The organism is Hydrogenophaga sp. (assembly GCF_041633695.1).
GTDB lineage: Bacteria > Pseudomonadota > Gammaproteobacteria > Burkholderiales > Burkholderiaceae_C > Hydrogenophaga.
The window spans coordinates 1-14,502 of sequence record NZ_JBFJMY010000065.1; the positions used below are offsets into that span (position 1 = coordinate 1).

14 protein-coding genes and 1 pseudogene are annotated in these 14,502 nt (G+C 64.4%); 8 read left to right on the top strand and 7 right to left on the bottom strand.

What is annotated here, in order from left to right; all coding sequences use genetic code 11:
* The 4 genes from ABYB95_RS06055 to ABYB95_RS06070 all read left to right on the top strand — a co-directional run.
* A partial coding sequence (locus tag ABYB95_RS06055) for an arsenate reductase ArsC (RefSeq protein WP_372657565.1) occupies nt 1-340 on the top strand: 340 nt, incomplete at its 5' end.
* A gap of 27 nt (nt 341-367) precedes the next feature.
* A complete protein-coding gene (gene arsB, locus ABYB95_RS06060) occupies nt 368-1,396 on the top strand; it encodes an ACR3 family arsenite efflux transporter (protein ID WP_372657566.1) in 1,029 nt (342 codons plus the stop codon).
* Nucleotides 1,397-1,456: 60 nt separating this feature from the next.
* Entirely contained in the window at nt 1,457-2,104 is a 648-nt protein-coding gene (locus ABYB95_RS06065; RefSeq protein WP_372657568.1) for a DOMON-like domain-containing protein, read from the top strand.
* On the top strand, nt 2,101-3,306 hold the full coding sequence (locus ABYB95_RS06070) for an exo-beta-N-acetylmuramidase NamZ domain-containing protein (protein ID WP_372657569.1): 1,206 nt from the start codon (nt 2,101-2,103) through the stop codon (nt 3,304-3,306). Before ABYB95_RS06065 ends, ABYB95_RS06070 begins: the two co-directional genes overlap by 4 nt.
* 40 nt (nt 3,307-3,346) lie before the next feature.
* Here the strand turns inward: ABYB95_RS06070 and ABYB95_RS06075 are convergent, their stop codons facing one another.
* From ABYB95_RS06075 to ABYB95_RS06095, 5 genes are all read right to left on the bottom strand, one after another.
* Nucleotides 3,347-3,868 (bottom strand): GNAT family N-acetyltransferase, encoded by a 522-nt coding sequence (locus ABYB95_RS06075; RefSeq protein WP_372657570.1) that lies wholly within the window; start codon nt 3,866-3,868, stop codon nt 3,347-3,349.
* Nucleotides 3,865-5,208: a phosphoglucosamine mutase gene (gene glmM, locus ABYB95_RS06080; RefSeq protein WP_372657572.1), complete on the bottom strand. Its 1,344-nt coding sequence runs from the start codon at nt 5,206-5,208 to the stop codon at nt 3,865-3,867. The genes ABYB95_RS06075 and glmM overlap by 4 nt, the downstream gene beginning before the upstream one ends.
* A 99-nt stretch (nt 5,209-5,307) precedes the next feature.
* Nucleotides 5,308-6,138 carry a dihydropteroate synthase gene (gene folP, locus ABYB95_RS06085; protein ID WP_372657573.1) on the bottom strand — a complete coding sequence of 277 codons (831 nt, stop codon included), beginning with the start codon at nt 6,136-6,138 and terminating at the stop codon, nt 5,308-5,310.
* A 66-nt stretch (nt 6,139-6,204) separates the two neighbouring features.
* Nucleotides 6,205-8,121, bottom strand: a complete 1,917-nt coding sequence (gene ftsH / locus ABYB95_RS06090; protein WP_372657574.1) for an ATP-dependent zinc metalloprotease FtsH — start codon at nt 8,119-8,121, stop codon at nt 6,205-6,207.
* A 170-nt stretch (nt 8,122-8,291) separates the two neighbouring features.
* A complete protein-coding gene (locus ABYB95_RS06095) occupies nt 8,292-8,963 on the bottom strand; it encodes an RlmE family RNA methyltransferase (RefSeq protein WP_372657575.1) in 672 nt (223 codons plus the stop codon).
* A 71-nt stretch (nt 8,964-9,034) separates the two neighbouring features.
* Between ABYB95_RS06095 and ABYB95_RS06100 the strand changes: the two genes are divergently transcribed.
* From ABYB95_RS06100 to ABYB95_RS06110, 3 genes are all read left to right on the top strand, one after another.
* Nucleotides 9,035-9,505: a YhbY family RNA-binding protein gene (locus ABYB95_RS06100; RefSeq protein WP_372657576.1), complete on the top strand. Its 471-nt coding sequence runs from the start codon at nt 9,035-9,037 to the stop codon at nt 9,503-9,505.
* Between the two features lie 71 nt (nt 9,506-9,576).
* Complete coding sequence (locus ABYB95_RS06105) at nt 9,577-11,664, top strand: M3 family metallopeptidase (RefSeq protein WP_372657577.1); 2,088 nt, start codon at nt 9,577-9,579, stop codon at nt 11,662-11,664.
* A 65-nt stretch (nt 11,665-11,729) separates the two neighbouring features.
* Entirely contained in the window at nt 11,730-12,365 is a 636-nt protein-coding gene (locus ABYB95_RS06110) for a DUF4124 domain-containing protein (RefSeq protein ID WP_372657578.1), read from the top strand.
* A 24-nt stretch (nt 12,366-12,389) separates the two neighbouring features.
* Here ABYB95_RS06110 and rpiA read toward each other — a convergent pair whose 3' ends face one another.
* Nucleotides 12,390-13,061, bottom strand: coding sequence for a ribose-5-phosphate isomerase RpiA (gene rpiA / locus ABYB95_RS06115; RefSeq protein WP_372657579.1), 672 nt, complete (start codon nt 13,059-13,061; stop codon nt 12,390-12,392).
* Between the two features lie 40 nt (nt 13,062-13,101).
* Between rpiA and ABYB95_RS06120 the strand changes: the two genes are divergently transcribed.
* Entirely contained in the window at nt 13,102-14,205 is a 1,104-nt protein-coding gene (locus tag ABYB95_RS06120; RefSeq protein ID WP_372657580.1) for a quinone-dependent dihydroorotate dehydrogenase, read from the top strand.
* A gap of 82 nt (nt 14,206-14,287) precedes the next feature.
* Here ABYB95_RS06120 and ABYB95_RS06125 read toward each other — a convergent pair.
* A pseudogene (locus ABYB95_RS06125) lies at nt 14,288-14,502 on the bottom strand (FAD-dependent oxidoreductase); the annotation flags it as partial.

Genomic DNA, 14,502 nt, shown 5'->3' on the forward strand with positions numbered 1-14,502 from the left:
CGCGCTGCAAGACGCGGGCATAAACACCACCGGCCTGTACAGCAAGAGCTGGGACGTGTTCGCCCTGCCCGACGCCCCGCACATGGATCTGGTCATCACCGTGTGCGACAACGCCGCTGGCGAGGCCTGCCCTTTCTGGCCTGGCCATCCCGCCACCGCGCACTGGGGTTATGCCGATCCGTCGAACGCCACCGGCTCCGACGAGGAAAAACTGCGAGCCTTCAAACAAACCCTGCTGGCGATCCACCGCCGCACGGAGCTGCTGGTCAACCTGCCTCTGGCCGGTCTCGACCGTCTGCTGCTGCAACAAGAGGCCCGCGCTCTGGCGCAAAAGCCTTGACCGATCTCTACACCGGAACACCATTTCATGGGACTTTTTGAACGCTACCTCTCGGTCTGGGTCGGTCTGGCCATTCTGGTCGGCGTCGGCCTGGGCCTGCTGAGCCCGCCCACCTTCGCGGCCATCGCGGCGCTGGAAATCGCCCACGTCAACCTCGTCGTGGCGGTGCTGATCTGGATCATGATTTATCCCATGATGATCCAGATCGACTTCGCCGCCGTGCGCGACGTGCGCAAAAAGCCGCAAGGTCTTTTGCTCACCGTGGTCATCAACTGGCTGATCAAACCTTTCACCATGGCGGCATTGGGTGTGCTGTTTTTCAAGCTGCTGTTTGCACCGTGGGTGGACCCGCAGTCGGCCAACGAATACATCGCCGGCATGATCTTGCTGGGCGTGGCGCCCTGCACCGCCATGGTCTTTGTCTGGAGCCAGCTCACCAAGGGCGACCCCAACTACACCCTGGTACAGGTGTCGGTGAACGACCTCATCATGGTGTTTGCGTTTGCCCCCATAGCGGCGTTTCTGCTCGGCGTGACCGACCTCACCGTGCCCTGGCAAACCTTGTTGCTCTCCACCGTGCTGTACGTGGTCTTGCCGCTGGCGGCGGGTATCGCCACGCGCCAGCTGTTGCGCCGGCGCGGTGGCGAAGCCGCGGTTCACCGCCTGGTGTCCAAGCTCAAACCCTGGTCGGTGGTGGGCTTGATCAGCACGGTGCTGTTGCTGTTCGGTTTCCAGGCCGAAACCATCGTCGCCAACCCCTTGGTGATCGCTCTGATCGCCGTGCCCTTGCTGATCCAGACCTACGGCATTTTCGCCATTGGCTATGCGGGCGCCCGCTGGTTGAAGCTGCCGCACAACATCGCAGCGCCGGCCTGTCTGATCGGCACCTCCAACTTCTTTGAACTCGCGGTGGCGGTGACGATTTCCTTGTTTGGCCTGCATTCGGGCGCGGCGCTGGCCACGGTGGTCGGTGTGCTGGTGGAAGTGCCGGTGATGCTCACCTTGGTCGCGTTCGTGAACCGCACCCGCCATTGGTTCGACACCCAGCCAACTTGAGCCTGGTTGTGCGCCTTTTTTGGCAGGCGCCGAGCCCGGCTCCTGCCAGAATAGGCGCCTGTGACATCCCATACCCCGCCGCCGCCCTCGGCAACAGCCAGCCACTACCCCATTGGCCCGCTGGCGCTCCAAGCCCACCCGGCCACGCCCGGCCCCGCCGGGCTGTCCGTGTCTGTTCGGCTGTCGGTGGGCAACAGCGCCGTTGCGCCTTCGCTCTTGCTCGAATACCACCTGCAAGGCCCGCTGGAACAACTGCGCCTGCCCGCGCCCCAGCCGCCCGGCATGGCCGACGGTTTGTGGCAGCACACCTGCCTGGAAGCCTTTGTGTCCACGGTCGGCGAAACCGCCTACCGCGAATTCAACTTCTCGCCTTCGGGGCAGTGGGCGGCTTACCGCTTCAGCGGCGAACGCCTGCGCGATGCCGCAGCAGAAGCAACGGGAACGCTCCCCAGTCTGCAAGTGCGCTGCCGGTCCGACGCGCACAAGCTGTGGCTAGCCGTAGAACTGCCGGCCTCTGCCTTGCCGCTGAACAGCGCCACCGCGCTGCAGATCGGCCTGAGCGCCGTGCTTGAAGACCAGCAAGGGCAGCTCAGCTACTGGGCGCTGCAACACCCCACGGCCGGCCCAGATTTTCACCACCGCAGCGGTTTTTCGCTGCGCGCTCCCCACCCTTTTTCACCCACGCCCGCACGGGCCAGCACCGCATGAAATTCGGACTCGACCGTTTGCTGCAAGACCCCGCACTGCGCGCCCCCCTGATCGGGCAACGCGTCGCCCTGCTCGCCCACCCGGCCTCGCTCACCCGTGAACTGAACCACTCGCTGGACGCCCTGGCCGCCCTGCCCGAACTGCGCATCACGGCGGCCTTCGGACCTCAGCACGGTTTGCGCGGCGACAAGCAAGACAACATGGTCGAGTCGCCCGACTTTCTCGATCCGGTGCTCGGCATACCGGTGTTCAGCCTGTACGGCACGGTGCGCCGCCCCACCGACGCCATGATGGACAGCTTCGACGTGCTGCTGGTGGACCTGCAAGACCTGGGCTGCCGCATCTACACCTTCATCACCACCTTGCGCTACCTGCTCGAAGCCGCTGCGGCGCACGGCAAAGCGGTCTGGGTGCTGGACCGCCCCAACCCCGCAGGCCGCCCGGTGGAAGGGCTGAGCCTGCAACCGGGCTGGGAGAGCTTTGTGGGCGCCGGGCCCATGCCCATGCGCCACGGCATGACCATGGGCGAACTGGGTCACTGGTTCATCGACACGCTGGGCCTGCAGCTGGACTACCAAGTGGTCACCATGGAAGACTGGCAACCCGAAAGCGCCCCCGGTTTTGGCTGGCCGCTGAACGAACGCAGCTGGATCAACCCCAGCCCGAACGCGCCCAACCTGTCCATGGCACGGGCCTATGCCGGCACGGTGATGCTCGAAGGCACGACCTGGTCGGAAGGCCGGGGCACCACACGCCCGCTGGAGTTGTTCGGCGCGCCCGATCTCGATGCGCGCCGCCTGATCGCCGACATGCGCGCCACCGCCCCGCAGTGGTTGCAAGGCTGCGTGCTGCGCGAATGCTGGTTCGAGCCCACCTTCCACAAACACGCGGGGCAGCTGTGCAACGGGGTGCAAATCCATGTGGAAGACCCACAGCACTACGGGCACGACAGTTTCAAGCCCTGGCGTTTGCAAGCGCTGGCGTTCCGGGCACTGCGCATGCAGGCCCCCCAATACCCCTTGTGGCGCGACTTTGCCTACGAGTACGAGAACGACCGCCTGGCGATCGATCTGATCAACGGCGGCCCCGGCCTGCGCGAATGGGTGGACGACCCGGCGGCCTCACCCGACGTCCTGGACGAGCTGGCCTGCCTGGACGAGATGGCCTGGGAGGCCGAACGCGCGCCGTTTCTGCTGTACTGAAAACGGTGTGCGAGCGCGGTCTGCTCGCATCACCAGACCGTCAAGCCTGTACCGGCGCTGCGGGCAACAGTTTCTGCATGAACTGCGCGGAGCCCATGGCGGGGTCCAGCTGGTAACCCGCAAAACCCAGGCGTTGGTACAGCTCGAAGGCCTTGGCGTTGCCGGACAAAACCTCCAGCGTCAGCTTCACCGCGCCACGCTGGCGCGCAATCGATTCCGCCAAGGCCAGCATGCGGGCCGCCACGCCACGCCCCCTGTGGCTGGCCAGCACCGCCACGTCGTGCACGTTCACCAGCGGACGCGCCGCGAAGGTGGAAAAGCCTTCGATGCAGTTGACCAGACCCACCGGCGCTTCGCCGGCAAACGCCAGCACGCTATAAGCCTGGGGCCGCGCGGCCAGGCCGCTCACCACATGGGCCCGGGCAAAAGCCGACAAAGCCTGCCCGCCACCCGCTGGATCGCAGGCATAGGCATCGAGCAGCATGACCAGAGCGGCCGCGTGATCGGGGTTTGCGTAATCGGCCTGCAAGACCTGCAGAGGGGTGCCCACCGGTGCGCTCATGCCACCACACCCGCGCTGACCGCAGATACCAGACGCTCGGCGCAGGCTTGTGCCTGCAAGGCGCCACGCGCCTCGACCATGACACGCAGCAAAGGCTCGGTGCCACTGGCGCGGATCAGCACACGGCCGTCGTCGCCCAACTCGGATTCGACGGCAGCGATTTCCTGCTGCAACACCGTATTTGTCTGCCAGTCCTGGCCGGCTTGCAGGCGCACATTGATGAGCACCTGCGGGAACAGTTGCAACTCGCTCAACAGCTGGGCCATGGTCTTGCCGCTGTCCACACAGGCGTGCAGCACTTGCAAGGCCGAGACCAGGCCATCGCCGGTGGTGTGGCGGTCCAGCACCAGCAAATGTCCCGAACCCTCGCCGCCCAGAATCCAGCCGTGGCGGTTCAGTTCTTCCAGCACATAACGGTCGCCCACCTTGGCGCGCACGAACTGCACGCCCCGCGCCTTGAGCGCCACCTCCACCGCCTTGTTGGTCATCAGCGTGCCCACCACGCCCGGCACCACTTGGTCGCGCGACAGCCGATCGCACACGAGCAGGTACAGCAGCTCGTCGCCGTTGTACAGACGCCCTGCGGCGTCGACAAACTGCAAGCGGTCGGCGTCGCCATCGAGCGCGATGCCGTAGTCAGCCTGGTGGGTCTTGACCGCGTCCAGCAGTGCCTGCGGATGCGTGGCCCCCACCTGGTGGTTGATGTTGAGGCCGTCGGGTGAGCAGCCGATGCGGATCACCTCGGCCCCGAGCTCGTGGAACACGTCGGGCGCGATGTGGTACGCCGCGCCGTTGGCCGCGTCGATCACGATCTTGAGACCCTTCAGGCTCAAGTTATGGGAGCAGGTGCTTTTGCAGAACTCGATGTAGCGGCCCGCTGCATCGTCCAGCCGCCGGGTTTTGCCCAGGCTGGCCGAATCCGCCCACACCGGTGCTTCGTCCAGCGCGGCTTCCACCGCCAGCTCCCAGTCGTCGGGCAGCTTGTTGCCCTGCGAGCCAAAAAATTTGATGCCGTTGTCGGCGAAGGGGTTGTGGCTGGCGCTGATCACCACCCCCAGGCTGGCGCGCTGGGCACGCGTGAGATAGGCCACGGCGGGCGTGGGCACCGGCCCCAACAGCACCACGTCCACCCCGGCGGAGTTGAATCCGCTCTCCAGCGCCGACTCCAGCATATAACCGGAAATGCGGGTGTCCTTGCCAATCAGCACCGTGGGGCGGGCTTCGGAGCGCTTGAGCACACGGCCCACAGCATGCGCCAGGCGCAGCACGAAATCGGGGGTGATGGGCGCCACACCCACGGTGCCACGGATGCCGTCGGTGCCAAAGTACTTGCGTGTCATGGGAAATTCTCCTGTGAGGGGTGTCGGGTCGGCGGCGTGGTGGGCGTCCACCTCGGCGACCCGCGACACGCCATTATCGGCGCCGCCCGGTGCGGGCCTTCAAAGCGGCGTGGCCGCCCGCCAGACCTTCAGCGCGTCGGCGGTTTCGCGCACGTCGTGCACCCGCACCACCCGCGCCCCCCGTTCCACGGCCAGCACAGCAGCGGCCACACTGGCCGCCACCCGATCGGTGGGTCGCTCGTGCCCACTCACCTGGCCCAACGAGGATTTGCGCGACCAGCCCGCCAACACCGGATAGCCCAGGTCCAACAAAACCGCCTGGCGCGACAGCAGACTGAAATTCTGCGCCACCGTCTTGCCAAAACCCACGCCAGGGTCGAGCACGATGCGGTTCCGCCCCACGCCCAGCGCCTGCAACGCGCCAGCCCGCTCCGCCAGAAACGCGGTGACGGCCGGCAGCACGTCACCCTCCATCGGCGCCACCTGCATGGTTTGCGGATCGCGGTGCATGTGCATCAGACAAACCCCGCAACCCGGGTGCGTCGCCACCACCTGCAAGGCGTCGCCTTGCCGCAAGGCCCAGATGTCGTTGACGATGTCCGCCCCGGCATCGAGCACGGCGCGCATCACCTCGGGTTTGTAGGTGTCGACCGAAACCGGCACCCCCAGTTGCACCGCCTGTGTCACCACCGGCAGCACCCGCGCCAGCTCTTCGTCCAGCGACACGGCGGGCGCCCCCGGCCGCGTGGATTCGCCCCCGATGTCCAGGATGTCCGCACCGTCCAGGATCAGGCGCTCGCATTGCGCCAGCGCCGCCCGCGTGCCGGCGTGCAGCCCACCGTCGGAAAACGAATCCGGCGTGACGTTGACGATACCCATGAGCTGTGGCCGGCCCAGGTCGATCTCAAAACGGGTGGTTTGCCAGATCATGGCCGCCTCCAAAAGCGAGAGCCCAAAAAATACGGGGCCAAAGGCCCCGTATGGTGTGTGCGCAGCTCAGGCTGCCGTGGGTGCAGGGTCGGTGTTGACCGCTGGTGTGCCACCACTGTCGCCGCCACCCACCGAAGGGTTGCGCGGCGTCCAGTCCTTGGGCGGGCGTGGCGGTTTGCCACCCATGATGTCGTCGATCTGGTCGGCATCGATGGTTTCCCACTCCAGCAAGGCTTTGGCCATGGCGTGGATCTTGTCGCTGTTTTCCTCGATCAGACCACGCGCCAGCTTGTACTGGGCGTCGATGATGCTGCGCACCTCGGCGTCCACCTTCTGCATGGTGGCCTCGCTCATGTTCGTGGTCTTGGTCACCGAGCGCCCCAGGAAAACCTCGCCCTCGTTTTCGGCGTAGACCATCGGGCCCAAGGCATCCGTCATGCCGTAGCGGGTGACCATGTCGCGGGCAATGCCCGTTGCACGTTCAAAATCGTTCGAAGCGCCGGTGGTCATCTGGTGCATGAACACTTCTTCGGCGATGCGGCCACCGAACAACATGCTGATCTGGTTCAGCATGTAGTCCTTGTCGTAGCTGTAGCGGTCTTGTGCCGGCAGGCTCATGGTCACACCCAGCGCTCGGCCGCGCGGGATGATGGTGACCTTGTGCACCGGATCGCATTTGGGCAGCAGCTTGCCAATCAGCGCGTGGCCGGACTCGTGGTAGGCCGTGTTGCGACGCTCTTCCTCGGGCATCACCATGCTCTTGCGCTCGGGGCCCATGAAGATCTTGTCTTTGGCTTTCTCAAAATCCTGCATTTCCACCACGCGCGCATTGCGCCGGGCGGCCATCAGCGCGGCTTCGTTGCACAGGTTGGCCAGGTCAGCGCCACTCATGCCGGGCGTGCCACGGGCAATGATGGAAGGATTCACGTCGGCAGCCACCGGCACCTTGCGCATGTGCACGTTGAGGATCTGCTCGCGTCCCCGGATATCGGGCAACGTCACATACACCTGGCGGTCAAAACGACCGGGGCGCAGCAAGGCGGCGTCCAGAATGTCGGGGCGGTTGGTGGCCGCCACCACGATCACGCCGACGTTGGTCTCGAAACCGTCCATCTCGACCAGCATCTGGTTGAGGGTTTGTTCGCGCTCGTCGTTCCCGCCGCCCAAACCGGCACCGCGTTGGCGACCAACCGCATCGATCTCGTCGATGAAGATGATGCAGGGCGCATTCTTTTTCGCGTTGTCGAACATGTCGCACACCCGCGACGCACCCACACCGACGAACATCTCGACAAAGTCGGAGCCCGAAATACTGAAGAACGGCACCTTGGCTTCGCCGGCAATGCTTTTGGCCAGCAAGGTTTTACCGGTACCCGGTGGGCCTACCAGCAACAGGCCGCGCGGAATCCGCCCGCCGAGCTTCTGGAATTTGGAGGGGTCTTTCAGGAAGTCGACCACCTCTTTGACCTCTTCTTTGGCTTCGTCGCAACCCGCAACGTCCGCAAAGGTCACCGTGTTGTTGTTTTCATCGAGCAAACGCGCCTTGCTCTTGCCGAAACTGAAAGCACCGCCTTTGCCGCCACCTTGCATCTGGCGCATGAAATAAATCCAGACGCCGATCAGCAGCAACATGGGACCCCAGCTCACCAGCAGGGTCATGAGCAGCGAACTTTCTTCGCGCGGACGCACGTCGAATTTGATGTTGTTGTTGATCAAGTCGCCGACCAGACCACGGTCCAGGTAGGTGGCGGTGGTGCGGATGCGACGGTCATCGGTGGTGACGGCGACGATCTCGGTGCCGCCCTGCCCCTCCTGGATGGTGGCGCTCTTGATGCGCTGGCCTTTGACCTCGTCGAGGAACTCGGAGTAGCCGATGTAACCCGCGCTCGCAGACGTACGACCGTCAAATTGTTTGAAGACGGTGAAAAGCACCATGGCGATGACCATCCACACGGCGATTTTCGAAAACCACTGGTTGTTCAAGTGCGGCTCCTGGCTAGAACTTTGGCTGAGTAAGGCATGTTGAGCCCATTTTAGGACTTTCAAGCTCTGGGGACGGGATATATGCCCAAGCCATGATCCGGGACATGGCCATCAGGCGCATGTCCGTGAGAAATATCGGCTCGGATCGGCTCGGCAACATTCAAAAAACTTCACCGATGCGCTTTGAGACCCATGCCGATCAGAAAGGTTTCAGACGATCGGTCGCGAGACGCCTTGGGCTTGAAGGTTTTGGCCACCAGGAAAGTCTTGCGAAACAAGGCCACCAGTTGGTCGTAGCCACTGCCATGGAACAGTTTGACCACCAAAGCGCCCTCGGGCTTGAGGTGGTTCACAGCAAAATCCACCGCCAACTCCACCAGATCCACGATACGCGCAGCATCGGCCGACTCGATCCCGGAGAGATTCGGGGCCATGTCCGACACCACCACGTCCACCGCCGCGATGCCACGCTCCGCAAGCGCTGCTTCGAGCTGCGCCAACACCGCGGCCTCGCGGAAATCGCCCAGAATGAAGTGCACGCCCTCCACCGGCTCCATCGGCAACAGGTCCAGGGCCAGAATGTGGCCGTGGAGTTCGCCCACCGCAGCGCCCTGCGGATTCATTCGGCGCCGGGCATACTGGCTCCAGGCGCCGGGGGTCGAACCGAGGTCGACCACGCATTGACCGGGCCGGATCAAACCCAGGGTTTCGTCGATTTCTTTGAGCTTGTAGGCTGCGCGCGCGCGGTAGCCGTCCTTGTGGGCCAGCCGCACATAGGGGTCGTTGACATGCTGATTGAGCCAGGCCTTGTTGACCTTCTTGCTCTGGGTCTTGACTTTCATGTCGCGAATGGCCTCAAACTGGTGGCGACACCCACATGTGCAGGCCTCTGCCGTTAAACGATAATTGTCCCATGCCCCAGATCACACTCACCCCCGCCCAGCGCAAAGTCCACCGCGCCGAGGCCCACCACCTTGATCCACTTGTCCGCGTCGGCGGCGAAGGATTGAGCCCTGCCGTCAAAAAAGAAATCGATGCGGCGCTCAAGGCCCACGGCCTGATCAAGGTCCGGGTGTTCAGCGACGACCGTGCTGCTCGCGAGGGCATGCTGCAAACGCTGGCCAACGAGCTGGATGCGGCCCCTATCCAGCACATCGGCAAGCTGCTGGTGCTCTGGCGCCCGATTCCGGAAAAGATCAAGCCGATTGACGAGGAGCGCATGCCGGGCCCGCGCGACGTGAAAGTGCTCAAATTCAGCAAGCGCGGCGGTCAGCGGCCGGAAATGAAGGTAGTACGCGTGCTGGGCAACCAGCGCCTCACCTCCGGCGGCCAGGTCAAGCGCGCCAAAGTGATGAAAAAGAGCATCAAAAAATCCGCGCAATAAGCCGGCGTGCCCGGTACCCAACGGATAGGGCCGGGCTTGAACTTACGTGGCTGGACCACATCTGAGACTCCATGAACCCACGCGACAGCTCCCCCACGTCCAATCCGTTGCTGGATTTCACCGACCTCCCGTTGTTTGACAGCATCGCGCCCGCGCACGTGCTGCCCGCCGTGGAAACCCTGATGCAAGCCGCCGACGCGGCGCTGGAACAGGTCACGGCCACCGACTTCCCCGCCGAATGGGCCGCCATGGCCCGAACGCTGGATGTGGCCACCGAACGCCTGGGACGCGCCTGGGGCGCGGTCAACCACCTCAACAGCGTGGCCGACACCCCCGAACTGCGGGCCGCCTACAACGCCGCCTTGCCCAAGGTCACCGAATTCTGGACCCGCCTGGGCGCCGACGAACGCTTGTACGCCAAGTACAAGGCGATGGACCCCGCCGCACTGAACGCCGAGCAGACCCAGGCCCACAAAAACGCGGTTCGCAGCTTTGTGCTGGGTGGGGCCGAACTGACCGGAACCGCCCGGACCCGTTTTGCCCAAATCCAGGAGCGCCAGGCCGAACTGGGCCAGAAGTTCAGCGAAAACGCGCTCGACGCCACCGATGCGTTCGCGCTCTACGTCTCGACCGAAGAACTCGCCGGCGTGCCACCCGACGTGCAACAAGCCACAGCCGCTGCGGCCCAGACCGAAGGCAAAACCGGCCACAAGCTCACGCTGAAGATGCCGTGTTATCTCCCGGTGATGCAGTTCGCGCACAGCAGCGCCTTGCGCGAAAAGCTCTACCACGCCTATGCCACGCGCGCCAGCGATCAAGCCGAAGGCGATGCAGTGAAGTTCGACAACTCCGCGGTCATGGGCGAACTGCTGGCCCTGCGTTTCGAAGAAGCGCAGCTGCTGGGTTACCGCCACCACGCCGACGTGTCGCTGGTGCCCAAAATGGCCGAATCGTCGGAGCAGGTCGTGGCTTTCCTGCGCGATCTGGCGACCAAGGCACGGCCTTTTGCTGAAAAAGACCTGGCCGACCTGCGCGCCTTTGCGGCCAGCACATTGCAACTGCCCGATCCAAAAGCCTGGGACTGGTCCTACGTGGGTGAAAAACTCAAGGAAGCGCGCTACGCCTTCAGCGAGCAGGAAATCAAACCCTACTTCCCGGCGCCCAAGGTATTGGCCGGTTTGTTCAAAATCGTGGAAACCCTGTTCGAGGTCGGCATCCGGCGCGACCAGGCCCCGGTCTGGCACCCCAGCGTGGAGTTCTACCGCATAGAGCGCAGCACCCCCGCCGGTACCGTGCTGATCGGCCAGTTTTATCTCGACCCGTCGGCCCGCTCCGGCAAACGTGGCGGCGCCTGGATGGACGACGCCCGGGCGCGCTGGCTGCGCCCGGACAACGCCACGCTGCAAACGCCGGTGGCCCACCTGGTCTGCAATTTCGGCGAAGGCCTCACCGTCAACGGCGTGCAACAGCCCCCGCTGCTGACGCACGACGATGTCATCACCCTGTTCCACGAATTCGGGCACGGCCTGCACCACCTGCTCACGCAGGTGAACGAACACGATGTGTCGGGCATCAGCGGTGTCGAGTGGGATGCGGTGGAGTTGCCCAGCCAGTTCATGGAAAATTTCTGCTGGGAATGGGATGTGCTCAAGCACATGACGGCCCATGTGGACACCGGCGAGCCCTTGCCGAAAGCCTTGTTCGACAAGATGCTGGCGGCCAAAAACTACCAAAGCGGCCTGCAAACCCTGCGCCAGGTGGAATTTTCGCTGTTCGACATGCTGCTGCACAGCCAAACACCGCCACCCACCAACGGCGAGGCCATCCTGGGCTTGCAACAACAGGTGCGGGACGAAGTGGCTTTGCTGAGCCCGCCTGCCTACAGCCGCAGCCCGCACACTTTCAGCCACATTTTTGCCGGCGGTTACGCGGCGGGCTATTACAGCTACAAATGGGCCGAAGTGCTCTCGGCAGACGCATACGCCGCGTTCGAGGAAGCGGCCCACAATGGCAGCCCGCTGGACGTGGACACCGGTCGCCGCTACCGGCAAGCCATACTGGAAGCGGGCGGCAGCCGCCCGGCCATGGAGTCGTTCAAAGCCTTTCGAGGCCGCGAACCCAGCATCGACGCTTTGTTGCGACACCAGGGCATGGCCTGAAGTCGCCGCCACTTTTGCCGATAAGATTCCATCACGTCCACGCCACCGACGCCCGAGGAGAACACATGCACAAGATTGCCTTTACCCGACTCGCCTGGAGCGCTTTGGCCCTGCTCGTGGCCGCCCCGGTTTTTGCACAGGGTGTCTACCGCATCGTGGGCCCCGATGGCCGGGTCTCGTTCTCCGACAAACCACCGTCTGCCGACACCCAGCCCGTGGGGGGTGCCACCGCCAACTCGGCGGCCAGCGCCAACGCCCAGTTGCCGTTTGAGCTGCGCCAGGTGGTGTCGCGTTACCCGGTCACCCTCTACACCAGCGACGACTGCGCGCCCTGCAACAGCGGGCGCAACCTGCTCAACGCGCGCGGCGTGCCCTACAGCGAAAAACTCGTCAAAACGGCCGAAGACAGCGAGGCCTTGAAGCGTCTGAGCGGCGCCAGCTCGTTGCCGTTTCTGACCATTGGCGCCCAGCAGATCAAAGGCTATTCGGACACCGAGTGGACGCAGTTCCTGGACGCGGCCAACTACCCCAGCAAATCCGCTTTGCCCAGCTCCTACCGGCGCCCACCGGCCACACCCTTGGTCGCGGTGAAAGCGCCGGACGCACCGGGCACCACCAAGGCACAGGAGCGCAACGCCAGCGCACCCGCCCCGGTGCCGGTCACGCCGGGCCAAGCCAACCCCAGCGGCATCCGCTTCTAAACCCCGGGGCCTGGCTGCCCTGGATTAGAAATTCAGCGTTCGCACCCCGGACGCGGTGCCCAGCAGGCAAACACTGGCCTTCTGGTGCGCAAACACCCCCACCGTGACCACGCCGGGCCACTGGTTGACCTGGCTCTCAAAAGCCAGCGCATCGCCGATTTTGAGCCCCGTCACGTCCAGAATGTATTGGCCGTTGTCGGTCACCAGCGGCACCCCGTCTTTCATGCGAACAAGCGCCTGCCCGCCGAGCGCGGCAAACTGGCGCTGCAAGCGGGCGCTGGCCATGGGAATCACCTCCACCGGCAGCGGAAACGCCCCCAGCACCTGCACCAGCTTGGATTCGTCGGCGATGCAGACAAAGCTTTTCGACTGGGCGGCCACGATTTTCTCCCGCGTCAGCGCCGCTCCGCCGCCTTTGACCATGTGGCCACCCGCATCGATTTCGTCGGCGCCGTCGATATACACCGCCAGCTCACCCACCTCGTTGGCCTCAAACACCCGGATGCCCAAGGCTTGCAGCCGCTCGGTAGACGCCACGGAGCTCGACACCGCACCCGGAATCTGGTCCTTCATGGTCACCAGCGCGTCGATGAACTTGTTGACGGTGGAACCGGTGCCCACGCCGACAATCTGGCCGGGCACCACGTAAGAGAGAGCGGCCTGTCCGACCAGGGTTTTGAGTTCGTCTTGGGTCATTTGCGACAATCGGTTGAATAAGCAATCCTCAGATTATCCAATGTCCCTGCTGCCCTACGCCTTTGCGCGCCCGTTTCTCTTTGGCCTGGACCCCGAACACGCCCACGAGCTCACCCTGGGCAGCCTCGCGCGCCTGCAACACTCCCCGCTGACCTGCTTGTATGGCGAGCAACGGGTGCACGACCCGGTCACGCTGGCCGGCCTGCACTTTCCCAACCGGGTGGGCCTGGCCGCCGGACTGGACAAGAATGCGCGCTGTATCGACGGCCTGGCCGCCATGGGTTTCGGATTTGTCGAAGTCGGCACCGTCACACCGCTGGCCCAGCCGGGCAACCCCAAACCGCGCATGTTCCGCCTGCCGGCGGCCAATGCCTTGATCAACCGCCTGGGCTTCAACAACGAAGGCTTGGACGCCTTTGTCGCCAACGTTCGGCAAGCCCGCTTTCGCAAAAGCAACGCGGGCAACCCCATGCTGCTGGGCCTCAACATCGGCAAGAACGCGGCCACGCCCATCGAGCGCGCCACCGACGACTACCTCCGCTGCCTGGAGGCGGTGTACCCGCACGCCGACTACGTCACGCTCAACATCTCCAGTCCCAACACGAAAAATCTGCGCAGCCTGCAAGGCGACGAGGCGCTGGACGCGCTTCTGGGAGCGGTATCCGAACGGCGCAGCGCACTGGCCGAGAACACCGGCAAGTCGATTCCCATCTTCCTGAAGATCGCACCCGACCTCGACGACGCACAAATCGAAGTCATCGCAGCCACCCTGCTGCGCTATGGCTGCGACAGCGCCGGCGCTGCGAACAACAGCATGGGCGTGATCGCCACCAACACCACCCTGAGCCGTGAAGCGGTGGCCGGGCAAATGCACGCCGAAGAAGCCGGGGGCCTTTCAGGCGGCCCGGTGCTGCAGGCCAGCAACCGGGTCATCCGCCACTTGCGCACCAGCCTGGGCAAAAGCTTCCCCATCATCGGCGTGGGCGGCATCCTGAGCGGTGCCGACGCGGTCAGCAAGGTCGAGGCCGGTGCCGATGTGGTGCAAATCTATACCGGCCTGATTTACAAAGGCCCGGCCCTGGTGCGGGAGGCGGCTACGGCGATCCAGCAACACGCCAAACGGACTTCGAACGCCGCGCGCTGACCGATTCGCCCAGACTCGGCCAGCACACGGCCAGCGCCCGATCAGCCCGGGCGTGTTGACGCGAGCCCCGTGGAAACAGCGGTTAGACCAGGCACTTGCGCACGTGCTCGCCAATGGCCAGGCAACTGGTCAGCCCCGGCGATTCGATGCCGAACAGGTGGACCAGACCCGGCACACCGTGCGCTTCAGGCCCCTGGAAAAGAAAGTCTGCGGCCGGTTCACCGGGGCCGCTGATCTTGGGGCGCATGCCGGCGTAGCCGGGCTGCAGAGCGCCGTCGGCCAGTCCGGGCCAATAGC

Bases quoted from the DNA above. Each gene is read 5' to 3' on its own strand.
- ABYB95_RS06070 (WP_372657569.1), top strand. From the start codon at position 2,101: ATGAAATTCGGACTCGACCGTTTGCTGCAAGACCCCGCACTGCGCGCC.
- ABYB95_RS06100 (WP_372657576.1), top strand. From the start codon at position 9,035: ATGCCCCAGATCACACTCACCCCCGCCCAGCGCAAAGTCCACCGCGCC.
- ABYB95_RS06105 (WP_372657577.1), top strand. From the start codon at position 9,577: ATGAACCCACGCGACAGCTCCCCCACGTCCAATCCGTTGCTGGATTTC.
- ABYB95_RS06095 (WP_372657575.1), bottom strand. From the start codon at position 8,963: ATGAAAGTCAAGACCCAGAGCAAGAAGGTCAACAAGGCCTGGCTCAAT.
- folP (WP_372657573.1), bottom strand. From the start codon at position 6,138: ATGATCTGGCAAACCACCCGTTTTGAGATCGACCTGGGCCGGCCACAG.
- glmM (WP_372657572.1), bottom strand. From the start codon at position 5,208: ATGACACGCAAGTACTTTGGCACCGACGGCATCCGTGGCACCGTGGGT.
- arsB (WP_372657566.1), top strand. From the start codon at position 368: ATGGGACTTTTTGAACGCTACCTCTCGGTCTGGGTCGGTCTGGCCATT.
- ABYB95_RS06110 (WP_372657578.1), top strand. From the start codon at position 11,730: ATGCACAAGATTGCCTTTACCCGACTCGCCTGGAGCGCTTTGGCCCTG.
- ABYB95_RS06075 (WP_372657570.1), bottom strand. From the start codon at position 3,868: ATGAGCGCACCGGTGGGCACCCCTCTGCAGGTCTTGCAGGCCGATTAC.
- rpiA (WP_372657579.1), bottom strand. From the start codon at position 13,061: ATGACCCAAGACGAACTCAAAACCCTGGTCGGACAGGCCGCTCTCTCT.
- ABYB95_RS06120 (WP_372657580.1), top strand. From the start codon at position 13,102: ATGTCCCTGCTGCCCTACGCCTTTGCGCGCCCGTTTCTCTTTGGCCTG.